We start from the raw sequence: 21,541 nt of genomic DNA on the forward strand, positions 1-21,541 counted from the left end.
TTCAGTCGACGGTGAAGCGGCGGCCGAGGTAGTGGTCGACGGCCGGCCAGATGTGGCCCTCCGCCTCGGCGGCGTCGGTCCAGCGCAGGGACCAGCCGGTGCCGGAGGCGGTGGTGATGTCGGCCGAGCGGCGGCCGCTGCTGCTCTGCTTGAGGTGGAGGGCGCGGATCTGGTCCCAGGGGACGTAGGCGGCGTTGGCGGTGGCGGCCAGCTCGGCGGGTGGCCGCTCCAGGGCACGCTGGATCAGCTTCCGGCCGGGTGAGCCGGCGGTCACCGAGGCGAACCCGGTGGCGAGGCGGTCGGAGCCGGAGGGCTTGAGCAGCATCAGGCCGGTCTCGGTCACCAGGAGCGTACGGAAGCCGTCGCCGGAGATCGGGGCCAAGGCGCCGATGTAGCCGTCGGGCGGAGCCGGGGCCGGGGGCTCGGCAGCGGTGCGCGCCTGCGTCTCGGTGTGGGCCTTCGCTTCGAGCTGGTGCACCCAGGCGCGCAGCGCGGCGGCGTAGCCGGGGGAGCCGAGGGCCTCGTAGGCGAGGTTCTCGGGGTCGACCTCCTGACCGGCGATGTCGACCAGCCGCCACGGTCCTGCCCAGCTGAGCTCGTAGCGGGCCTTGTCCTCGCCGACGAGCTCGTGGGCGATGGCGGCACCCAGGAGCCGGGCGATCACCTTCCGCTTCGCCTCGGCGTCCTCCTCCGGAGTGGACTCGACCTCGACCATGTCGAGGAGCTTGTCGAGGTTGCCGGTGGCGATCAGGTCGAGTGCTCCGCGCACCGTGGCCGGCGCGATCTGGTTCTCGCGCATCGCGTTCAGCAGGGTCTCGGCGTTGACCGCCGCGGCGCGGGCGCCGGCCACGGTCACGATCTCGGCCATCGGCGCCGGGGTCAGCCCGGAGCCGGCGAACGTCTTGTCCTCGAGGGCGAGGAAGTTCTGTGACGGGTAGCGCAGGATGCTGGCAGCGTTACCGGAGTTGTCCGCTCCGTCGGCCTCGTCGGCGGAGGCCATCGCCTCCAGCCGCGCGATCCGCTCCGCGAGCGGCGGGTGCGAGTCGTAGGCCGACGTCGTCACCTCGGGCGGCGCCGCGCTGATCCGGCCCAGCTCCTCCAGGCGCTCGGGGTCGCTCATCAGGTTGGTGAAGTTGTCGAAGAAGCGCGTGGGCCGCAGGCCGTAGTGGGTGCCGGCCTCGACGTACTGCTCCAGGTAGATGCGCCAGGCGGCATCGAGCGCGGGGAGGGTGCGCAGCGTGATCGCCGCGGTCCGCGGCCCGGCGACCTGCGCGCTGAACCGGTCGGCGTCGATCTCGTGGGCGTGCGCGAGCGGGCGGGTGAGGGAGAAGAAGATCCGGGCGTACGTCCGGAACGGACGCTTCACCAGCGGGTTGGAGAGGCCGGCGGCGACCTCGGCGATCGCCAGGCGGCTGCGGTGGACGAGGGCGCCGAGGCGGGTGTGGGTGGTGCTGTGGTGACCGAGCTCGTGGGCGAGCACCGCGTGGAGCTGGTTGCGGGAGAGGCCCTGGAGGAGAGGTACGCCGAGGAACATCCGCCGGGTCCCGGTCCGCAGGCCGAGGAGGCTGGTCTCCTCGCTCACCGCCGCGTTGACCTCCGGCACCAGCCGGATCTCATCAGGCGCGCGCGTGCCGGCGTGGGCGGCCAGCTGGCGCACCTCCGCCCACAGACCCGGCTGGTCCTGCTCGGTGAGGACGAGCCCGCCGGGATCGCTCGTGGTCCTGGTGCGGGGCGGCCGCGGGGCCACCTGCTGACCGACCAGCACCAGGGCAGCCAGGACGTAGGCAACGGCCAGGAACGAGACCGCGAGAGCAGCCCGGAGCGTACGCATGAATGGTGGACCTTGGTGGGGGACGGGGTGTCAGTCCGAGATGAGGGGGAGGGTAGCCGGTCCGGCGATTCGCTGGGAAGGGAGCACACCTTAGACTCGGGCTGATGAGTGAGACTCCCGCGCCGCGTCTGGCGGCCACGATCGAGGAGGTCTGGGAAGCGCTGCAGTCGCGCTGGCCCGAGACCCGGCTCGAACCGTCCCTGGACCGGATCCGTGCCCTGCTCGAGATCCTCGGCGACCCGCAGGACGCGTTCCGGATCGTCCAGCTGACCGGCACCAACGGCAAGACCTCCACGTCCCGGATGATCGACACGCTGCTGCGATCGCTGGACCTGCGGGTGGGCCGGTTCACCTCGCCACACGTGGAGCGGATCAACGAGCGGATCTCCATCGACGGCGAGCCGCTGGACGATGACGAGTTCGTGGCCGCGTTCAACGACGTCGCCCACTACCTCAGCATGGTCGACGACGACCAGCCGCACCCGCTGTCCTTCTTCGAGACGATGGTCGGGATGGCCTACGCCAAGTTCGCCGAGGCCCCGGTCGACGTGGCCGTGGTCGAGGTCGGCCTGGGCGGCGGCTGGGACGCGACGAACGTGGCGAACGCCGACGTGGCCGTGGTGACCCCGATCGCGGTCGACCACGCGAAGTACCTCGGCGACACCCCGGTCGCCATCGCACGCGAGAAGGCCGGGATCATCAAGCCGGGCTCGGTGGCGGTGATCGCGGAGCAGTCCGTCGAGGTCGCCGCCGTGCTGGACCAGCACGCAGCCGAGGTCGGCGCCCGGCTGCTGTGGGAGGGCACCGACTTCGGGGTCGTCTCCCGCACCCCTGCCGTTGGCGGACAGATCCTCACGCTGCGCGGGCTGCGGGGGGAGTACGAGGATCTCTTCCTGCCCCTCTACGGCGCCCACCAGGCGCAGAACGCTGCGGCGGCGCTGGCCGCGGTCGAGGCGTTCCTCGGTGACACCGTGCTGGCCGACGAGCTCGTGCGCGACGCGTTCGCCAAGGTCGACTCGCCGGCGCGCCTGGAGATCGTGCGATCGTCCCCGACGGTCCTGATCGACGCTGCCCACAATCCGTCTGGGGCTGAAGCTACGGTTGTGGCTTTGGAGGACTCGTTCTCGTTCTCCTCGGTCGTCGGGGTCGTCGGCGTGATGGGGGACAAGGACGTCGAGGGTCTGCTGGCCGCCTTCGAGCCCGCGCTCGAGCATCTCGTCGTCACCCAGAACTCCACCGAGCGCGCCCTCCCCGCCGTCGAGCTCGCCAAGATCGCCGTCGACCTCTACGGGGAGGAGCGGGTCTCGGTCGTGCCGCGTCTCGCCGACGCCATCGATGCCGCGATCGGCCTCTCGGAGTCCTCCGGCGGCGGCTCGATCTCCGAGGGCGCGGTGCTCGTGACCGGCTCGGTGGTGACCGCCGGCGAGGCGCGTACGTTGCTGGGGGCTCGTGGCTCAGCCGGCCGGTCGGCCGCGACGGCCCGGGTCGTGCCGACCGCCGACCCCGAGCTGGAGGCCTACCTGGAGGCGGACGCAGATGGCGAGTGAGCGGGAGAAGTCGCCACGGCGCGGGATGTGTGCCGCGATCGTGTCGATGGAGGGGCTCGCCGTCGCGCTGGCCACACCCGTGATGATCTCGATCGGCGGGGTCTCCGCCGGGCTGGCGCTCCCGCTGGGCCTCGGCTTCTTCGTTGCCTGCATCGTCGTGGCCGGACTGCTGCGCCGCCCCTGGGCCTACTTGCTCGGCTGGGCGCTCCAGGTCATCGCGATCGGGATGGGGTTCCTGATCCCGATCATGTTCGTCGTCGGCGTGATCTTCGCGATCCTGTGGGGCACGGCCGACCTCCTCGGTCGCAAGATCGAGAGCGAGCGTTCCGCGGCCTTCGCGGCTTTCGACCGGATCGTCGCCGAGGAAGACGCCGAGGAAGAGGTCTGAGGTTGGGTGCTGCGGAGGAGCCTGACGAGCTGCAGATGGCGACGGACGAGACGGCGACCGACTGGGCGCTGTGCCCGGCGTGCGGCAACGCGTTGGTGCTGCGCCGGCCGCGGACGCGGACGGCGCACTACGCACACAAGGCCGGGGAGTCGTGCCGGCTCGTGGGCGCGCAGCTGCGGCGTACCAGCTCCGGGTGGGCGGTCGGCGGCGGCGAGGACGATCCGGACAGCCTGGAGAACCTCTTCGACCTGATCGAGGACGACACCTCGGAGCGTTAGCGGTCGCTAGCGCGCGAGCGCGCCGGTGAGCGCGGTGAGGGCCTGGTCGAGCTCGGTGTCGGTGACCCCGCCGAACCCGATCACCAGGCCGGTCAGGCCGCTGCTGCGGGCGTACGTCGAGAGCAGGTTGATCTCGAACCCGGCCGCTCTGGCGGCATCGCGGGCGCGGACGGCGTCGGGCTCGGGGAGCAGCCAGGTGGAGTACATGCCCGCCAGCGGTCCGGCGAGCGTCGCATGGGGCGTCATGGCCTCGGCCACCCTCGGGGCACGCTCGGCATAGACACGGCGCGCCGATCGCACGGCCCGGTCCAGCCAGCCGTCGCGGAGCAGGGTGAGCAGTGCGCGCTGGGACGGCCAGGCGGCGCCGGCGTGGGTGATGGTGCGGCGGCGCAGGATCAGCTCGTGCAGGTCGGGCGGAGCGACCAGCCAGCCCAGGCGCAGCGTCGGGACCACCGACTTCGCCGCGGTGCCGAGATAGACCACCCGGCCGCGGTCCAGCGTCGCCATCGCGGGCACCGGCGCGACGTCGTAGCGGAACTCCGAGTCGTAGTCGTCCTCGATCACGACCGCGTCGGCGCGCCTGGCGGCGTCGAGGAGCGCCAGCCGGTCGGCCGCCGGCATGACCCGTCCCAGCGGGTGCTGATGGGCCGGAGTGACGTACGCCGCGACCGCAGGCCCCAGGTCCCGCACCGTCTCCACGGCGGGCAGGTCGATGACCTCGCGTCCGTAGGTGAGCACCGTCTCGGCCGCCGCCCGGTAACCTGGATCCTCCACCGCCACCGGCCCGGGCTGCAGCTCGGGCAGGAGCGCCCGGAGGCCATCGGTGGTGCCCGCGGTCACGATGATCTCGTCCGCGTGGATCTCCAGGCCGCGGGTGCGCCCGAGCCGCGCCGCGAGCGCCTCGCGCAGCTCCACCAGCCCTCGCGGGTCGTCGTACCCGCGCGGGGGAGCCGCCACCGAGACCTCCCGCCACGCCCGCCGCCACCCCGGCTCCAGCCGTGGGTCGAAGAACGGCGTGCCGGTGTCGAGCCGATGCGTCACCCCCGTCGGGCGAGGCGTCACCCGCGTCGGGCGAGGCGTCACGTCGGTCGGCCGAGAGGTCACGGCCGTCGGGCGGGTCGCCGTGACGTACGTCCCGGACCCGCGGCGCGCCTCGAGCCAGCCCTCGGCGGTGAGCTGGTCGTAGGCCTGCTCGGTCACGGCCCGGGAGACGCCGAGGTCCGCCGCCAGCGCGCGGCTCGAGGGCAGCCGGTCGCCGGTCCCGAGGGTGCCGGACAGCACCAGGGAGCGGACCTGCCCGGCGAGCTGGGCGGGAAGGGGCTCGCTGGAGCTGCGGTCGAGAGTTACGGGGAGCATCGGTCGAATGGCCTGTCGAAGTAGACGTGAATTGGCCCGTGCGTACAGGCCACTTCGCTCTCAGGATGGTGCCATGAGCACGACGTTGTCACCCACTTCACGCACTCAGGTCAGCCGCGGGAAGAACCGCGCCGTCCCCGACCGCGAGCGCCTCCACACCTTCCTCGGGGATGCGCTCCTCGCCCACCTGGGCGTCACCGTCGGGTCGGGCGAGGACGCCCACCCGGTCGTCCTGCCCACGGCGTACGGCTTCGATCTCGACGGCCCGGACGCGGGCGGCTCGCTCTACCTGCACGGGTCGGTCGCCGCCGGCTGGCTCGGGCGGGCGCTGGAGCGCGACGTGTGCGTGACGATCACCGAGCTCGACGGTCTGGTCGCCGCGCGCAGCGGGTTCCACCACTCGATGAACTACCGCTCGGCGGTGGTCATCGGCCGCGCGCGGCTGGTGGAGGACCCCGAGGAGCGCGAGCACGCCCTCGCCCTGGTCGTCGACCAGATGATCCCCGGCCGCTGGGCGACGCTGCGGCCGGCGACCCGCAAGGAGCTCGCCGCGACCGCCGTCCTCGCCGTGCCGCTCGTCGAGGCGTCGATGAAGGAGCGCGCCGAGGGGCCGGTCGACGATCCCGCCGACATCGAGTCCGGGACCTGGGCCGGCGTGATCCCGACCCGCCGCGTCGCCGGCGCCCCGGTCACCGCCGAGGACTCGACCGCGGCGGTCCCGGAGGATGTCGTACGTCGCGCCGCCGGGCTGAACCTTCGTCAAGGTATGTAGCCGAAGGCTCACATCCCCTGCGGAGTTCCCCTGGGGATGTGAGCCTTGACCTGCATACCTTTACGAAGGAACCGCCGGCTCAGCTGAGCCCCGCGCGCCTCAGCGCGTCGGCCATGGCGCTGTTGGCCGGGGCGGACGAGCCGCGGCCGCCACCCTGGCCGCCACGGTTGCCGCCACCCTTCGAGCCGCCCTTGGGACCGCCGCCCTTGCCCTGGCCCTGGCTGCGCTGCCCACCGCCGGGGCGACCGGAGCGACCGCCGGACTCGCCCTTGGCGGGCGCACCGGACGGCGCGTCGTCGTTGAGCCGGAGGGTGAGCGAGATCCGCTTGCGGGCCTCGTCGACCTCCAGGACCTTGACGCGCACGACGTCACCGGAGCGGACCACGTCGCGCGGGTCCTCGACGAACTTGTCCGACATCGCGGAGATGTGGACCAGGCCGTCCTGGTGGACGCCGATGTCGACGAAGGCGCCGAAGGCGGCCACGTTGGTGACGGTGCCCTCCAGGACCATGCCGGGACGCAGGTCGGCGATCACGTGCACGGACTCGGAGAAGGTCGCCGTGCGGAACTCCGGACGCGGGTCGCGGCCGGGCTTCTCGAGCTCGGCGAGGATGTCGGTGACCGTCGGCAGACCGAACTTCTCGTCGACGAACTCCGACGGCTTCAGTGACTTCAGTGCAGAGGTGTTGCCGATCAGCGACCCGATGTCCGCCGAGGCCTTGTCCAGAATCCGGTTGACCACCGGGTAGGCCTCCGGGTGCACGCCGGACATGTCGAGCGGGTCGTCGCCGCCGCGGATCCGGAGGAACCCGGCCGCCTGCTCGAACGCCTTCGGGCCGAGCCGGGCGACCTTGGTGAGCTCGCGGCGGGTCCGGAAGGGACCGTTGGCGTCCCGGTGCGCGACGATCGCCGAGGCGAGCGACTCGGTGATCCCCGAGACCCGGCGCAGCAGCGGCGCGGAGGCGGTGTTGAGGTCGACGCCGACGCCGTTCACACAGTCCTCGACGACCGCGTCCAGCGACTTGGAGAGGCCGTATTCGGGCAGGTCGTGCTGGTATTGCCCGACCCCGATCGACTTCGGCTCGATCTTGACCAGCTCGGCCAGGGGGTCCTGGAGGCGGCGGGCGATAGACACCGCGCCACGCAGCGACACGTCGAGATCGGGCAGCTCGGAGGAGGCGTAGGCGGAGGCGGAGTAGACCGAGGCCCCGGCCTCGGAGACCATCACCTTGGTCATCTTCAGGTCCGGCAGCAGCTTGAGCAGGTCGGCGGCGAGCTTGTCGGTCTCGCGGGAGGCGGTGCCGTTGCCGATCGCGATCAGGTCGACCGAGTGCTTCTTCGCCAGTTTCGCCAGGGTCGCCAGCGCGCCGTCCCAGTCGCGGCGCGGCTCGTGCGGGTAGACCGTCGAGGTGTCGACCACCTTCCCGGTGGCGTCCACGACCGCCACCTTCACGCCCGTCCGGATGCCCGGGTCGAGGCCCATGGTCGCCCGCGTCCCGGCCGGCGCGGCCAGCAGCAGGTCGCGCAGGTTGTCGGCGAAGACCGCGATCGCGGCCTCCTCGGCAGCCGTACGGATCCGGGTGCGCATGTCGAGCTCGAGACGGAACAGGATCCGCGTACGCCACGCCCACCGCACCGTCTCGGCCAGCCACTTGTCCGCCGGGCGGCCGGAGTCCGTGATCCCGAAACGGGCAGCGATCGAGCGCTCGTAGTCGGTCACCTCGCCGGGCGCCGGCTCCTCGGCGTAGGGAGACAGGGTGACCTCGAGGACCTCCTCCTTCTCCGCACGCAGGACGGCCAGGGTGCGGTGCGACGGCAGTGACGCGTACGCCTCGGAGAACTCGAAGTAGTCGGAGAACTTCGCAGCGGCCGGGTCGTTCTCGCGACCTTCGCGCACGCGGGTCACCAGGCGGCCCTGCTTCCACATCCGCTCGCGCAGCGTGCCGATCAGGTCGGCGTCCTCACCGAACCGCTCGACCAGGATCGCGCGGGCGCCGTCGAGCGCGGCCTTGGTGTCGGGGACGTTCTCCCCGAGGTAGCCCTCGGCGACCACGGCAGGATCCAACCCGGGGCCGGCCAGCAGCCCGTCGGCCAGCGGCTCGAGCCCGTTCTCGCGGGCGATCATCGCCTTCGTACGCCGCTTCGGCTTGAACGGCAGGTAGATGTCCTCCAGCCGCGCCTTGGTGTCGGCGGCGAGGATCGAGGCCTGCAGCTCGGGGGTGAGCTTGTCCTGCTTCGCGATCTCGGCGAGCACGGCGGCGCGGCGCTCCTCCAGGTCGCGCAGGTAGCCGAGCCGCTCCTCCAACGTACGCAGCTGGGCGTCGTCGAGGCCACCGGTCACCTCCTTGCGGTAGCGCGCGATGAACGGCACCGTCGAGCCCTCGTCGAGCAGGGCGACCGCGGCCGTCACCTGCGCGGGGCGCACCCCGAGATCTTCGGCGATGCGGGCCGGGATGGCGGCCATCGAGTCTGCGAGCGTCGGAGCTGGTGGAGTTGATGTCACGGGGCGCCATCCTGCCGCATGCCACCGACATGGTTTGAGCCCAGGCCGAGAAGGCACAACCTCGACGGGCCCGGACGTGCCCGCAGCGGCCCGCCCCGATACGCTCGCCCCCATGACGCAGCGCACGTTCGTGATCCTGAAGCCCGACGCCGTCCGCCGGGGCCTGGTGGGGGAGATCCTGTCCCGCTACGAGGCCAAGGGCCTCTCGATCGTGAAACTGGAGCACCGCACGATCGACGCGGGCATGGCGGACGAGCACTACGCCGAGCACGTCGAGCAGCCGTGGTACCCGCCGCTGCGCGACTTCGTCACCTCCGGCCCGCTCGTCGCCGCCGTCCTCGAGGGCGACGAGGCGATCGACGTCGTGCGCGCGCTCAACGGCGCCACCGACGGCCGCAAGGCCGCGCCCGGCACCATCCGCGGCGACTACTCCCTCTCCAACCGCGAGAACCTCGTCCACGGCTCCGACTCGCCCGAGTCGGCCGACCGTGAGATCAAGCTCTGGTTCGGCGCCTGACCACACTGAGATCGCGCCGGTAGCTCCTACCGGCGCGATCTCTCATTTCGGATCCGCGGGCGATCGCCGCCACGAGATCAGCGAGGCGACCCCGTCGAGGATCCGTTCGATCCCGTAGCCGAGCGCGTTGTCTTGATCGCCCGACTCTCCCGCCTCGGAGAAGGCCGCCACGGTGTGCGGGAACCGAGAGCCGTACGTCTCCAGGATCGGCGCCATCGCGGCCGCGAGCGACGCCTCCGGATTCGCCGCGACCGTGGCTTGACGCACGTTGGCGGTCACCTGGTTGCTGAGCAGGGCGAGCGTGTCGAGACGCTCGGCGCCGGTGAGCGGCGTCGTCGCCAGGGCTGCGAGGCCGGCCTCGAACCAGCCCATCTCGGCGGGACCGGGCACGGTGCGCGTCACGACGAGCTCGGTCGTCCACGGGTGGCGCGCCATCCGCTCGTGAAGCGTGCGCGCCCAGACGCCGATGTGGGCTCGCCAGTTCTCGCCGTCCGTCTCCGGCGCCTCGCCCAGTGCGCCGTCGAGCATGAGTGCGATCAGCTCGGTCTTTCCCCGTACGTGGCGGTAGAGCGCCATCTTCGCAGCACCGAGCTCGTCGGCGACGCGCTGCATGGTCACCGCAGCGACCCCTTCGGCGTCGGCGACGGCTATCCCCGCCGTCACGACGTCCTCGACCGAGAGCTTGGGTCGTCGGCCGCGCTTCCGTGTCGGAGCAGGGGCCGGCCAGAGGGCATCCATCACGCCGTCGGTCATCACAGTCCTTTGCCGGTTGTCATTGCGTCCAACGTACGCTAATTTAATTGCGTCCGATGGACGCTAATTAGGAGGAGCAATGAAGGTACTCATCTCAGGCGCCAGCATCGCCGGCCCGGCGCTGGCCATGTGGCTCGGCCGCAACGGAGCCGACGTCACCGTCGTCGAGAAGTCGCCGGCGATCCGGCCAGGCGGTCAGGCGGTCGACTTCAAGGGCCCGACCCATCGCACGGTGCTCGAGCGGATGGGCGTGTGGGACGACCTGGTCGCGGCCCAGACGGCGAAGTCCGACGTGCGCCTCATCGACGCGGACGAGCGGGTCAAGGCGGTGATGCCCGGGGAGTTCCTCGGCGGCGACCTGGAGATCCGCCGTGGCGACCTCGCCCGGATCCTGCACCACCACGCCGCGCCGCACGCCGACATCGTCTTCGGCGACGAGATCCTCGACCTCACCGAGAACGCCGACGGTGTGACGGTGGCCTTCGCAAGGCGTCCGACCGAGCGCTTCGACCTGGTCGTCGGCGCCGACGGCATCCACTCCGCGGTCCGGGCGCTCGCCTTCGGCCCCGAGGAGGCTCATCTCGAGCCTCTCGGCCACTACTACGCCGTGGCCGACGCCCAGCTGCCGTCGAACGGTGCGTCGACATCAGTGACCGAGCTGGCGGACGGGCGGGCGGTGCAGTACGGCTACAACGAGCCCGGCCGCTACGCCGTGCTGGGCGGCACCAAGGCGCCGCTGTTCTTCGTCTTCCGCGAGGACCGGGCAGCCTACGACCGTCGCGACACCGACTCCCAGAAGGCGTTCCTCGCGCAGAGCCTCGCGGGCATGGGGTGGCGCGTGCCGGAGATGGTCGAGGCGGCGGTCAACGCCCCGGAGTTCTACCTCGACACCCTGGCCCGGACCCGGATGACGAGCTTCACCCGCGGCCGGGTCGCGCTGCTCGGTGACGCGGGCTACGCGAACACCCTCGGCGGCTTCGGCACCGGCCTGGCGATCGTCGGGGCCTATGTGCTGGCCGGTGAGCTGGAGGCCGCTCGTGGCGACCACGCCGCGGCCTTCGCCGCGTACGACCGAAGGATGGGCCCGTTGTCCAAGGTCGCCCGCCGGTCCAACGCCGGCCCGTTCCTCGCTCCGCGCTCGCCGATGAGGATCAGGATGCGCGACCTCGTCTTCGCCAACGGCCCGCTCTTCCGCGCGATGATGCGCCTCACCGAGGCCTTCGCGACCGATGCCGGGCTGCCCGACTACAGCCTGCGGGGTGCGACCGTGACGGCCTGACGTCTGCGTCGCTCCGATGCCTCGCTGCGGCCTCGCCGGCAGCACGACGCGACGCCTCGGATGGTTGCCGAGGCCACTTTCCGGGGCCTCCGTGAGACGTTCCGCACCGCCCTGCGGACACGGGCATCCCGCGGTCACTTGCCGCGGACATACCCCGTATCGTTGCGGTTTCGGCGAGCCTCTTGGGATTGAGGCTCGTACCTTCGTAGCCTCGTCGGCAGGGCCCGCATCCTGTAACACGGATCCCCGACGCGGCGCCCCGGGAACGCGAGGACGTATGGCGAGCATCATTGGACGTGACATGGCGGTGGACCTCGGCACCGCAAACACACTCGTCTACGTCCGTGGCAAGGGCGTCCTTGTCGATGAGCCAAGTGTGGTCGCGCTCAACAAGTTCACCGGCGAGATGGTCGCTGTCGGCCACGAGGCCAAGAAGATGCTGGGACGTACGCCCGACGACATCGTCGCGCTGCGACCGCTGAAGGACGGCGTGATCGCCGACTTCGAGGCCACCGAGCAGATGCTTCGCTACTTCATCCATCAGGTCCACCGCCGTCGCTACTTCGCCAAGCCGCGGATGGTCATCTGCGTCCCGTCCGGGATCACCGCGGTCGAGATCCGCGCGGTGAAGGAGGCCGGCTACCAGTCCGGCGCCCGGATGGTGAACATCATCGAGGAACCGATGGCGGCCGCCATCGGTGCCGGGCTCCCGGTGCACATGCCGACCGGCAACATGGTCGTCGACATCGGCGGCGGCACGACCGAGGTCGCGGTGATCAGCCTCGGCGGGATCGTGACGAGCCAGTCGATCCGGACCGCCGGGCACCAGCTCGACAACGCGATCATGACCTGGCTGAAGAAGGAGCACGCGCTGCTCCTGGGCGAGCGCACCGCCGAGGAGGTCAAGATGACCCTCGGCTCGGTCTGGCCGCTGCCCAACGAGCCCGAGGCCGAGATCAGGGGACGAGACCTGGTCAGCGGCCTGCCGCGCACGGTGACCGTCTCGAGCGCCGAGGTGCGCAAGGCGATCGAGGAGCCGCTGCACGACATCTTCGACGCGGTCCGCTCCACCCTCGACCAGACCCCGCCCGAGCTGGCCGGCGACATCATGGACCGCGGCATCGTGCTCACCGGCGGCGGTGCCCTCCTCCGCGGGCTCGACGAGCGCCTGCGTCACGAGACCGGTATGCCGGTCCACGTCGCCGAGTCCCCGCTGACCTCGGTCGCGATGGGGGCCGGCCGCTGCGTCGAGGACTACGACGTGCTCCGCCCCGTCCTGGTGAACGAGAACAGGAGATGGTGACGTGTCGTTGCTGAGCCCCCGCCCCAGCGAACGTCTGCGCAGAGGGCTGGAACAACGCAAAGGTCCCAAACCCATGGTCCGTACGCCGCGGGAGAGGCTCAACCGCCGCGGCAGCCTCGAGACCAACGCCGGTGGCGGTGGCCCGAAGGGCTCCTGGCTGATCGCGCTCATCCTGTGCTGCGCCACCCTGGCCACCCTCGACCAGACCCCCGCCCTGGAGCCGGCCCGCACCGCGGTCGGCGAGGTGCTCTCCCCGCTGGAGACAGGTGCGGCGATGGTGGCCCGCCCGTTCACCGGGATCCCGGAGTGGTTCGACAGCCGCGACGAGCTCCGCGCCCGGGTCGCGAAGCTCGAGGCCGAGAACTCCACGCTGCGCCGCCAGGTCGAGGTCACCGACTACGGCCGGTCCAAGCTCGCCGAGTACGAGTCGATCACCCGGGCCGCCGACGACCTCGGCTACGCCCTGGTGCCGGCGCGGGTCACGGCCTACGGCCCCGCCCAGACCTTCAACCGCACCGTCACCATCGACGCCGGCAGCGCCGCCGGGATCAGGTCAGACATGTCGGTGGTCACCGGCGACGGCCTGGTCGGCCGGGTCCTGAGGGTCACCAAGACCAGCGCCACCGTCCTGCTGATCGTCGACGCCGCCTCGGTCGTCGGCGGCCGCGTCGGCGGTGAGGACCGCAGCGGCAAGAAGTCGGGTCAGGTCGGCATGGTCCGGGGCTCCGGCGTGGTCGCCGGCCGCTCCGACGCCGGCCTGCTGGCCCTCGACCTCGTCGACCAGACCGCCGCCCCGCTCAAGGGCGACACGGTCATCACCTGGGGTGACGGCCGGGCCGCTCCGTACGTCTCCGGGCTGCCGATCGGCGAGGTCACCGACACTTTCGCGAGCGTGCGCGACTCCTCGCGCACGGTGCGGATCAAGCCGTACGTCGACTTCGGCTCGCTCGACGTCGTCGGTGTGGTGGTGCCGGGCGACACCATGAGCGACCGCGCCGTGGTCACGCCGGAAGGGGAGCTGCGATGAGCGAGCGTCAGCGAGCGAATCAGACAATCAACACGCCACCGCGTCCGTATCCTGGCGCTTGCGCTACGGAGGTGGTGGCGTGAGTCAGATGGAGACCCAGGCCCCGAGCACCGGCCCGCTGCTGCGCAACGTCCTGGTCGGCCTCCTGGTGATCATCGCCGTCGTCCTCCAGTTGAGCGTCGCGCCGGCCTTCGCGATCCGCGGCATCACCCCCGACCTGGCTCTGCTGGTCGTCCTCGCGGTCGCGCTCACCCGTGGCGGGCAGACCGCCCTGGTGACCGGCTTCGCCGCCGGCGTACTCCTCGATCTGGCGCCTCCTGCCGACCACACCGCCGGCCGGTGGGCGCTCGCGCTGCTGATCGTCGGCTACGTCGCCGGCCGCGTACGCGACGGCAGCATCGCCCAGGGCGGCCAGGGCCGACCCAACGCGCTGACCGTGATGGCCACGGTGGCCGTCTGCTCGTTCATCGGGGTCAGCATCTTCGCGGTCAGCGGCCTGATCCTCGGCGAGGCGCCGGTCACGCTGCTGCCGACCGTGGCGATCAGCGTCGGCTACGACCTGCTGCTGGCCCCGCTGCTGATCCCGGCGCTGCTGTGGTTGCTCGGCAGGGGAGACCTCTGAGATGGGGCGGAGTCGACTCTCCACCGCGCAGGTCAGCCGGCTGCGGCTGATCGTGATCCAGGCGCTGGTCTTCTCCCTGCTGGCCACCCTCGGGGTCAGGCTCTTCTACCTGCAGGTGCGCCACGGCGACGCCTACCAGGCGGCCGCGGCCTCGCAGTCCAAGCGCGAGATCGTGCGCCAGCCGGTGCGCGGCATCATCGTCGACGCCCAGGGCCGGCCGCTGGTCACCAACCGCTCGGCCTGGGTGGTCAGCCTCGACCAGGGCGTCCTCGACGGGCTCGACGACGCGGACAAGGTGACGCTGATGAAGCGCGTCGCCAAGGCCGTCGACGTGTCCCCGAAGAAGCAGAACGAGGCGATCGCCAACTGGTCCGGCACCCGCTACCAGCCGGTGCCGATCGCCACCGACGTCTCCGAGTCGACCGCGCTGCGCATCCTCGAGCAGCCCGAGGACTTTCCCGGCGTGGTCGCGGAGAAGCAGACGCTGCGCTCCTACCCGAGCCCCTACGGGATCAACGCCGCCGGGGTCCTCGGCTATCTCTCCCCGATCACCGAGGACGAGAACGACAACGCCAAGGAGCGCGGCGACGAGTCGCTCAACAACACCTCGATGGTGGGTCGTTCCGGCGTCGAGAAGGAGTACGACCAGTGGCTGCGCGGGATGCCCGGCTACGACACCGTCACCGTCGACTCGGTCGGCCGCGAGATCGGCCGCGGCGACTCGGTCGCCTCCCAGGCCGGCGACACCCTGGTGACCAGCATCGACGCCAAGGTGCAGGGCCGTGCCGAGAAGCTGCTGGCCGAGTCCATCGAGACCGCCCGCGGCACCTTCGACAAGATCACCGGCCGCAACTACGAGGCCGACTCCGGCTCGGTCGTGGTCATGGAAGCCCAGACCGGCCGCCTCGTCGCGATGGCCAGCCAGCCGACGTACGACCCGGAGGAGTGGGTCGGCGGGATCACCCAGAAGCAGCTCGACCGGCTCTACTCCGAGAAGGCCGGCTATCCGCTGCTGCCGCGGGCGACGCAGGGCCAGTTCGCGCCTGGGTCGACGTGGAAGCCGTTCATGACCGTCGGCGCGCTCAACAACGGCTACAGCCGCGACACCCTGCTCGACTGCTCCAGCGGCCTCCAGGTCGGCAACCGCTGGTTCAAGAACTACGAGTCGGCCGCCTACGGCAACATCACCTTCGCCCAGGCGCTCGAGCTCTCCTGCGACACGTTCTTCTACCGGATCGCGGTGAACTACTGGCAGAAGTACGGCTCCGACCCGGCCGACATCAAGGCCAGGGACCCGCTGGTCGAGACCGCCAAGGCGTTCGGCTTCGGCAAGCGCACCGGCATCGACCTGCCGGGGGAGTCGGCGGGCCGGATCGCGGACCGGAAGTGGAAGGCCGAGTACTACGAGGCCATGAAGGACTACTACTGCCGGATGGACGAGAAGAAGAACGCGCCGACCTCGTTCCTGCAGCTGTTCGCCCACGAGTTCTGCGTGGAGGGCAACTACTACCGCACCGGTGACGCGGTGAACTTCTCGATCGGCCAGGGCGACACGATGGTCACCCCGATCCAGCTCGCCCGCGCCTACGCCTCGCTGGCCAACGGCGGCACCCTCTACGAGCCTCGGGTCGGGAAGGCGGTCGTCAGCGGCGACGGCACCGTGGTCGAGAAGATCGACCCGAAGGTCGCCGGCAGGGTCAAGATGTCGGCCAAGAGCATCGACTACGTCAACGAGGCGCTCCTCGGCACCCCGCGCTCGGGCACCCTGGCCTGGAAGTTCGGCGGCTTCCCGCTCGACGAGGTGAAGGTGCGCGGCAAGACCGGCACCGCCGAGGTCACCGGCAAGCAGACGACCGGCTGGGTCGCGACGTACAACAAGAAGTACGTCATCATCATGACCATCTCCCAGGGTGGAACCGGATCGGGTGCCGTGGGTGATGCCGTACGCAAGCTGTGGGAGTCGCTCTACGGGATCGAGGAGGGCGGTGCCGAGGTGCGGCCCGCCAAGGCTGCGATCAAGGGCATCGACCCGCCGAGGAACCTGCCGGCGTTCGGTGCCGACGGCTCGATCGTCGCTCCGAAGGACTGAGGCAGAGCATGAAGAACGACGTGATGGCCTTCGTACGCCGCATCGACCTGGTCCTCCTCGGTGCGGTGCTGGTCCTGGTGTCGCTGTCGGTGCTGTTCGTCTGGTCCGCGACCGTCCACCGGGACGCGCTCACCGGCGGTGACACCACCGCCTACCTGCGCAAACAGACGATCAACGTGGCCGTCGGGCTGGTGCTGATGGTGGGCGTCGTCGCGACCAACCACCGCTGGGTCCGGCTGCTGACACCGGTGGTCTACCTGGGCGCGATCGTCGGGCTGGTGCTGGTGCTCGTGATGGGCACGACGATCAACGGGTCGAAGTCGTGGGTGACCCTCGGGCCCGTGCAGGTCCAGCCCTCGGAGCTGGCGAAGCTCGCCGTGGTCATCGCGATGGCGCTGGTCCTCGCCGAGCGAAGCGAGGGGCGCTGGCAGGCCCGGGTGTCGCTGGGTGATGTGGTCGCGATGATCCTGGTCGCGGCGGTGCCGATCGTGCTCGTCCTGCTCCAGCCCGACCTCGGCACCACGCTGGTGCTCGGGGTGACGGTCTTCTGCGTGCTCGCGGCCGCGGGGACACCGCGGCGATGGCTGGCGCTGCTGGCGCTGACCGGCCTGGCGGGCGCCACGACCGTGGTAGCGACCGGGGTGCTGAAGGAATACCAGATCCACCGGTTCATGGCGTTCACCGATCCGGCGCTGGATCCTCGCGGGGCCGGCTACAACGTCCAGCAGGCCCGGATCGCGATCGGTGACGGCGGCATCTTCGGCCAGGGGCTGTTCCAGGGGTCGCAGGCCCGCGCCGGGTTCGTCCCCGAGCAGCACACCGACTTCATCTTCACGGTCGTGGGGGAGGAGCTCGGGCTGGTCGGCTCGCTGCTGGTGATCGGCCTGATCGGCGTCGTGCTGTGGCGCGGACTGCGGATCGCGGCGCGCACCGACGACCTCTTCGGACGGGTGGCTGCGGCCGGCATCGTGTGCTGGCTCGGCATCCAGAGCTTCCAGAACATCGGGATGTGCCTGGGCATCATGCCGGTCACCGGGGTGCCGCTACCGTTGATCTCCTACGGCGGTTCCTCGATGATCGCGGCGCTGCTGGCGGTGGGTGTGCTGCTCGGCATCTCGGCCCGATCGCGGCGCACCGGTCTGGACCGGTCCGGACCACTCCAGGACCTCCGCTCGCGCGACCGCCTGCAGGTTGCTGCAGTGCGAAAAGATGTCGCGTTTCATCGTCAGTAAACTCGATTACGTTCCCTCCCGGTTGCCCTACAGGGCATCTGTGACCCCTTGCAGCCTCGACCAGAGGCTGCTTGACGACGGGAGCAGTAATCGTGAACCGACCCCACAGAACCCAGCGCCTCGGCGCGCTGGTCGCAGCGACCGCCACAGCCGTCGGCGCTGCCACCACCATCTTGGCGCTGTCCGGTCCCGCCGGCGCGGCCGACAACCCGGCACCGCTGATCGGTGCCGAGAAGGCGAACGCCATCGATGGTCAGTACATCGTCGTGATGAAGGACCAGGCCAAGGCCGGCAACGGCTTCCGAGCCTCGGCCAAGAGCGCCAACGCCGCGGTCCGGAGCAAGGCCGAGGAGGCCGGCGGCAAGGTGAAGTTCACCTACGACGCGGCCCTCAACGGCTTCGCGGCGACGCTGTCGGACGCCGCCCTGGCCGAGGTACGCAGCGACCCGGCCGTCGACTACGTCGAGGCCGACGGGGTCGTCAAGGCGACCGGTGACCAGTCCAACCCGACCTGGGGCATCGACAGGATCGACCAGCGCAACCTGCCGCTGAGCAACTCCTACCACTACGACCAGACCGGGTCGGGTGTCACCGCCTACATCATCGACACCGGCATCCTCTCGACCCACAGCCAGTTCAGCGGGCGGGTCGCCTCGGGCTACTACTCCGTGGGCTCCTCGACCACCGACGAGAACGGCCACGGCACCCACGTCGCCGGCACGGTCGGCGGCTCGACCTACGGTGTGGCCAAGGGGGTCACCCTGGTGCCGGTCCGTGTCCTCGACGCCCAGGGGTCCGGCACCGACTCCGGTGTCATCGCGGGCATCAACTGGGTCACCTCCAACCACACCACCGGTCCGGCGGTCGCCAACATGTCGCTGGGCGGCGGGGCCTCGTCCTCGCTCGACGCGGCGGTGAACAGCTCGATCGCCGACGGGGTGACGTACGCCGTCGCGGCCGGCAACGACAACGCCAACGCGTCCTCCTACTCGCCGGCGCGGGTCGCCAACGCGATCACGGTCGGCTCGACCACCAACACCGACGCGCGCTCGTCGTTCTCCAACTACGGCTCGGTCGTGGACGTCTTCGCCCCGGGCTCGAACATCACCTCCTCGTGGTACACCTCGACCACGGCGACCAACACCATCTCCGGTACGTCGATGGCGACCCCGCACGTCGCGGGCACCGCGGCGCTCTACCTGGCGGCCCACACCTCGGCCACGCCGGCGACGGTCCAGTCGTGGATCACCTCCAACGCCACGACCGGTGTCGTCACCTCGCCGGGCACCGGCTCGCCCAACCGCCTGCTCTACTCGCTCGAGGGCGGCGGCACCGACCCGACGGACCCGCCGAGCACCGGAAACCTGCTGGTCAACCCGGGCTTCGAATCGGGTGCGACCGGTTGGAGCGCCTCCTCGGGCGTGATCGACAACTCGACCAGCGCCCCGGCGCGTACGGGTTCCTACAAGGCGTGGCTGAACGGCTACGGCTCGACCCACACTGACACGCTCTCGCAGTCGGTCACGCTGCCCACGACCGGCAAGACGCTGTCGTTCTATCTCCGGGTGATCACCAATGAGACGACCACCTCGACGGCCTACGACAAGCTGACCGTCAAGGTCGGCTCGACGACCCTGGCGACGTACTCGAACCTGAACGCGAGCTCGTCCTACGCGCTGAAGTCGTTCTCGCTCGGGTCCTACGCAGGGAGCACCGTCACGCTGACGTTCACCGGCACCGAGGACTCCTCGCTCGGGACCAGCTTCCTGATCGACGACACCTCCATCGCCTGATCTCACAACCGTCATCGGCTCCACCGGGCCGCTCGCGTAACGCGGGCGGCCCGGCGTGCTGTTGAAAGGACACTTTTCCCGCCCTGTTTATGGTCTGTTTATAGGTGTTCACCTTGGGTGACTGCACGTTGCTGCAATGCGAAGAGTTGGGTCGTTACGCGTTCTACGTAACGTGATTACGTGGTTTGCCGAACGCTTCGGGCTGCGGCCACAGGGAGGGCGCAGGGCGTTCATAGCGGTCCTACAGGGCCGTACGATGACGGGAGTCAGAACGTGTTCCGAACCATGAAGAACCGTGCCATCAAGGCGCCGGCAGTCATCTCCGCCGTTGCTGTCGGAGCAGCAGCATCGGCGATCGCCTTCGCCGTCCCGGCAGGTGCCGCGGACAGTCCGGCACCGCTGCGCGGCGCGGACGCCTCGACCGCGATCGAGGGTCAGTACATCGTCGTGATGAAGAAGCAGGGCCTCAGCGACATGGCGAAGTCCGAGGCCAAGTCGGTCCGCACCGACGCGCGTGACGCCGGTGGCGACGTACGAGAGGTCTACAACACGGCGTTCAACGGCTTCTCTGCCACGCTCGACAAGGACGCGCTCGCCGAGGTCCGCAACAACCCGGACGTCGCCTACGTGCAGGCCAACCACCGCTACACCACCCAGGGCGACCAGGCTGACCCGACCTGGGGTCTCGACCGCGTCGACCAGGCCGCGCTGCCGCTCGACAAGAACTACCACTACGAGCAGACCGGTGCGGGTGTGACTGCCTACATCATCGACACCGGCGTCGCGACCGACCACTCGGAGTTCAGCGGCCGGATCGGTGAGGGCTTCGACGCCGTCGACGGCGACTCCGACCCGACCGACGGCAACGGCCACGGCACCCACGTCGCGGGCACCGTCGCCGGCACCACCTACGGTCTGGCCAAGGAGGCCACGATCGTTCCGGTCCGCGTCCTCGACGACCAGGGCTCCGGCACCACCGAGGGTGTCGTCGCCGGCATCGAGTGGGTCACCGAGAACCACACCGACGGCCCGGCTGTCGCCAACATGTCGCTCGGTGGCGGCAACGACGCCGCCCTCGACGCGGCCGTCCAGGCCTCGATCGCCGACGGCGTGACCTACGCCGTCGCGGCCGGCAACGAGAGTTCCGACGCCTGCGGTTCCTCGCCGGCGGCCGTTCCGGAGGCGATCACCGTCGGTGCCACCGACGACACCGACGCCGCCGCGGACTTCTCCAACACCGGTGAGTGCCTCGACATCTTCGCCCCGGGCGTCGACATCACCTCGGCCTGGAACGACGGTTCGACCAACACCATCTCCGGTACGTCGATGGCGACCCCTCACGTCACCGGCGCCGCCGCGCTCTTCCTCGAGGCGAACCCCACGGCCACCCCGGCCGAGGTCGCTGATGGTTTGACCGGCGCCGCCACCCCCGACGTGGTCACCAACCCGGGCACCGGTTCCCCGAACCTGCTGCTCTCCACGCTGTTCTGAGCTGAGTTCTGACGTCGTTGGGGCCGTCCGGGAGGGGGCGGCCCCAACGGCTATTTCTGCTCCGTCAGACCGGCTTGGTCCACGCGATGGTGTGCCGGAAGCCGAGGCGGTGCCGCATCGAGGCGCCGGGCAGGACGGCGGCGACGATCTCTCGCAGCTCGTCGAAGGTCAGGGCCGGATCCTTGACGGGGAACGGCGGGGCCTGGGCGCCGGCGTTGCTGGGCCACGGATGCTTGACGTAGCCGATCATCGGGTTGGTCACCACGGAGGCGAGTTCCCAGAGGTGGTCGACCGCGCTCTGTGGGGGAGCGAGGCCGACGGCCAGGAACCGCCCGCCGGGCTCGAGGGTCCGACGCACCTGCTGAAGGGCTTCGGCCGCATCGAGATGATGCAGGACCGCGACCATGGTCACCAGGTCGACCGGGCCGTGATCCTCGATCCAGGTGCCGTCGTGGACGGTGACGTTGGCCAGGCCCGAGCAGCGGGTGGCGGCATGCCCGCGCATCGCCCCGTCCCGATCGGTGCCGTGGACCGCCGCGAACCTGGGCGAGAGCGCGGCCACGAGCTCGCCGCGCCCGCAGCCGACGTCGAGGGCTCCGCGGCGCCGCGCCGGGAGGTTCGCCAGGATCCAGCTGTGGAAGTGGTCGTTGTGGCTCCACGGATGCCGGGCGTTGAGCTTGGCCATGGCCGTCGACACGGTCCCTCCGGCGAACTCCTCCGCCCACGTACGCAGCGCCATGCCCGGCATTGTGCCCCACGG

18 protein-coding genes are annotated in these 21,541 nt (G+C 70.6%); 13 read left to right on the forward strand and 5 right to left on the reverse strand.

Features of this window, described 5'->3' with window-relative positions:
* Window position 1: 1 nt before the first annotated feature.
* Window positions 2–1,831: a M48 family metallopeptidase gene (locus ACIA03_RS12670; protein ID WP_396982824.1), complete on the reverse strand. Its 1,830-nt coding sequence runs from the start codon at window positions 1,829–1,831 to the stop codon at window positions 2–4.
* Between the two features lie 104 nt (window positions 1,832–1,935).
* Between ACIA03_RS12670 and ACIA03_RS12675 the strand changes: the two genes are divergently transcribed.
* The 3 genes from ACIA03_RS12675 to ACIA03_RS12685 are packed head-to-tail and all read left to right on the forward strand — an operon-like array spanning window position 1,936 to window position 4,044.
* Complete coding sequence (locus ACIA03_RS12675) at window positions 1,936–3,378, forward strand: bifunctional folylpolyglutamate synthase/dihydrofolate synthase (RefSeq protein ID WP_396982826.1); 1,443 nt, start codon at window positions 1,936–1,938, stop codon at window positions 3,376–3,378.
* Window positions 3,368–3,766, forward strand: a complete 399-nt coding sequence (locus ACIA03_RS12680) for a DUF4233 domain-containing protein (RefSeq protein ID WP_396982828.1) — start codon at window positions 3,368–3,370, stop codon at window positions 3,764–3,766. The genes ACIA03_RS12675 and ACIA03_RS12680 overlap by 11 nt, the downstream gene beginning before the upstream one ends.
* A 35-nt stretch (window positions 3,767–3,801) precedes the next feature.
* Window positions 3,802–4,044: a competence protein CoiA family protein gene (locus ACIA03_RS12685; RefSeq protein WP_396982829.1), complete on the forward strand. Its 243-nt coding sequence runs from the start codon at window positions 3,802–3,804 to the stop codon at window positions 4,042–4,044.
* 6 nt (window positions 4,045–4,050) lie between these two features.
* On the opposite strand, the gene ACIA03_RS12690 is transcribed toward ACIA03_RS12685, so the two are convergent.
* Window positions 4,051–5,400, reverse strand: coding sequence for a PLP-dependent aminotransferase family protein (locus ACIA03_RS12690; protein ID WP_396982831.1), 1,350 nt, complete (start codon window positions 5,398–5,400; stop codon window positions 4,051–4,053).
* Window positions 5,401–5,473: 73 nt separating this feature from the next.
* On the opposite strand from ACIA03_RS12690, the gene ACIA03_RS12695 reads away from it, so the two are divergent.
* Window positions 5,474–6,172 carry a pyridoxamine 5'-phosphate oxidase family protein gene (locus tag ACIA03_RS12695; protein ID WP_396982833.1) on the forward strand — a complete coding sequence of 233 codons (699 nt, stop codon included), beginning with the start codon at window positions 5,474–5,476 and terminating at the stop codon, window positions 6,170–6,172.
* A gap of 79 nt (window positions 6,173–6,251) precedes the next feature.
* On the opposite strand, the gene ACIA03_RS12700 is transcribed toward ACIA03_RS12695, so the two are convergent.
* On the reverse strand, window positions 6,252–8,675 hold the full coding sequence (locus tag ACIA03_RS12700; RefSeq protein ID WP_396982835.1) for a Tex family protein: 2,424 nt from the start codon (window positions 8,673–8,675) through the stop codon (window positions 6,252–6,254).
* A gap of 112 nt (window positions 8,676–8,787) precedes the next feature.
* On the opposite strand from ACIA03_RS12700, the gene ndk reads away from it, so the two are divergent.
* Window positions 8,788–9,192: a nucleoside-diphosphate kinase gene (gene ndk / locus ACIA03_RS12705; protein ID WP_396982837.1), complete on the forward strand. Its 405-nt coding sequence runs from the start codon at window positions 8,788–8,790 to the stop codon at window positions 9,190–9,192.
* Window positions 9,193–9,234: 42 nt separating this feature from the next.
* Here ndk and ACIA03_RS12710 read toward each other — a convergent pair whose 3' ends face one another.
* Window positions 9,235–9,945, reverse strand: coding sequence for a TetR/AcrR family transcriptional regulator (locus ACIA03_RS12710; RefSeq protein ID WP_396982839.1), 711 nt, complete (start codon window positions 9,943–9,945; stop codon window positions 9,235–9,237).
* A gap of 79 nt (window positions 9,946–10,024) precedes the next feature.
* On the opposite strand from ACIA03_RS12710, the gene ACIA03_RS12715 reads away from it, so the two are divergent.
* The 8 genes from ACIA03_RS12715 (at window position 10,025) to ACIA03_RS12750 (ending at window position 20,781) form a co-directional block, all read left to right on the forward strand.
* Entirely contained in the window at window positions 10,025–11,224 is a 1,200-nt protein-coding gene (locus tag ACIA03_RS12715) for an FAD-dependent monooxygenase (protein ID WP_396982841.1), read from the forward strand.
* Between the two features lie 277 nt (window positions 11,225–11,501).
* Complete coding sequence (locus ACIA03_RS12720; RefSeq protein ID WP_396982843.1) at window positions 11,502–12,527, forward strand: rod shape-determining protein; 1,026 nt, start codon at window positions 11,502–11,504, stop codon at window positions 12,525–12,527.
* A gap of 73 nt (window positions 12,528–12,600) precedes the next feature.
* Complete coding sequence (mreC, locus tag ACIA03_RS12725) at window positions 12,601–13,554, forward strand: rod shape-determining protein MreC (RefSeq protein ID WP_396982846.1); 954 nt, start codon at window positions 12,601–12,603, stop codon at window positions 13,552–13,554.
* Between the two features lie 88 nt (window positions 13,555–13,642).
* On the forward strand, window positions 13,643–14,176 hold the full coding sequence (mreD, locus tag ACIA03_RS12730) for a rod shape-determining protein MreD (protein WP_396982907.1): 534 nt from the start codon (window positions 13,643–13,645) through the stop codon (window positions 14,174–14,176).
* Window position 14,177: 1 nt separating this feature from the next.
* Entirely contained in the window at window positions 14,178–16,265 is a 2,088-nt protein-coding gene (gene mrdA, locus ACIA03_RS12735; protein WP_396982848.1) for a penicillin-binding protein 2, read from the forward strand.
* An 8-nt stretch (window positions 16,266–16,273) separates the two neighbouring features.
* Window positions 16,274–17,497: a rod shape-determining protein RodA gene (rodA, locus tag ACIA03_RS12740; protein WP_396982850.1), complete on the forward strand. Its 1,224-nt coding sequence runs from the start codon at window positions 16,274–16,276 to the stop codon at window positions 17,495–17,497.
* A 92-nt stretch (window positions 17,498–17,589) separates the two neighbouring features.
* Entirely contained in the window at window positions 17,590–19,290 is a 1,701-nt protein-coding gene (locus ACIA03_RS12745) for a S8 family serine peptidase (protein ID WP_396982852.1), read from the forward strand.
* Window positions 19,291–19,575: 285 nt separating this feature from the next.
* Window positions 19,576–20,781 carry a S8 family peptidase gene (locus tag ACIA03_RS12750; protein ID WP_396982855.1) on the forward strand — a complete coding sequence of 402 codons (1,206 nt, stop codon included), beginning with the start codon at window positions 19,576–19,578 and terminating at the stop codon, window positions 20,779–20,781.
* A 64-nt stretch (window positions 20,782–20,845) separates the two neighbouring features.
* Here ACIA03_RS12750 and ACIA03_RS12755 read toward each other — a convergent pair whose 3' ends face one another.
* The gene (locus ACIA03_RS12755; RefSeq protein WP_396982857.1) at window positions 20,846–21,520 is read right to left on the reverse strand and encodes a class I SAM-dependent methyltransferase; all 675 of its coding nucleotides are present in this window, start codon (window positions 21,518–21,520) and stop codon (window positions 20,846–20,848) included.
* Window positions 21,521–21,541: the final 21 nt, after the last annotated feature.

It is taken from the genome of Nocardioides sp. NPDC051685 (genome assembly GCF_044453405.1).
Classification (GTDB): Bacteria; Actinomycetota; Actinomycetes; order Propionibacteriales; family Nocardioidaceae; genus Nocardioides.

Excerpts from the sequence above, each read along its gene's own strand:
- ACIA03_RS12680 (WP_396982828.1), top strand. The coding sequence starts at position 3,368 with ATGGCGAGTGAGCGGGAGAAGTCGCCACGGCGCGGGATGTGTGCCGCG.
- ACIA03_RS12750 (WP_396982855.1), top strand. The coding sequence starts at position 19,576 with ATGAAGAACCGTGCCATCAAGGCGCCGGCAGTCATCTCCGCCGTTGCT.
- mreD (WP_396982907.1), top strand. The coding sequence starts at position 13,643 with ATGGAGACCCAGGCCCCGAGCACCGGCCCGCTGCTGCGCAACGTCCTG.
- ACIA03_RS12675 (WP_396982826.1), top strand. The coding sequence starts at position 1,936 with ATGAGTGAGACTCCCGCGCCGCGTCTGGCGGCCACGATCGAGGAGGTC.
- ACIA03_RS12720 (WP_396982843.1), top strand. The coding sequence starts at position 11,502 with ATGGCGAGCATCATTGGACGTGACATGGCGGTGGACCTCGGCACCGCA.
- ACIA03_RS12695 (WP_396982833.1), top strand. The coding sequence starts at position 5,474 with ATGAGCACGACGTTGTCACCCACTTCACGCACTCAGGTCAGCCGCGGG.
- ACIA03_RS12685 (WP_396982829.1), top strand. The coding sequence starts at position 3,802 with ATGGCGACGGACGAGACGGCGACCGACTGGGCGCTGTGCCCGGCGTGC.
- mreC (WP_396982846.1), top strand. The coding sequence starts at position 12,601 with ATGGTCCGTACGCCGCGGGAGAGGCTCAACCGCCGCGGCAGCCTCGAG.
- ACIA03_RS12755 (WP_396982857.1), bottom strand. The coding sequence starts at position 21,520 with ATGGCGCTGCGTACGTGGGCGGAGGAGTTCGCCGGAGGGACCGTGTCG.
- ACIA03_RS12710 (WP_396982839.1), bottom strand. The coding sequence starts at position 9,945 with ATGACCGACGGCGTGATGGATGCCCTCTGGCCGGCCCCTGCTCCGACA.
- ACIA03_RS12670 (WP_396982824.1), bottom strand. The coding sequence starts at position 1,831 with ATGCGTACGCTCCGGGCTGCTCTCGCGGTCTCGTTCCTGGCCGTTGCC.
- mrdA (WP_396982848.1), top strand. The coding sequence starts at position 14,178 with ATGGGGCGGAGTCGACTCTCCACCGCGCAGGTCAGCCGGCTGCGGCTG.
- ACIA03_RS12715 (WP_396982841.1), top strand. The coding sequence starts at position 10,025 with ATGAAGGTACTCATCTCAGGCGCCAGCATCGCCGGCCCGGCGCTGGCC.
- rodA (WP_396982850.1), top strand. The coding sequence starts at position 16,274 with ATGAAGAACGACGTGATGGCCTTCGTACGCCGCATCGACCTGGTCCTC.
- ndk (WP_396982837.1), top strand. The coding sequence starts at position 8,788 with ATGACGCAGCGCACGTTCGTGATCCTGAAGCCCGACGCCGTCCGCCGG.
- ACIA03_RS12690 (WP_396982831.1), bottom strand. The coding sequence starts at position 5,400 with ATGCTCCCCGTAACTCTCGACCGCAGCTCCAGCGAGCCCCTTCCCGCC.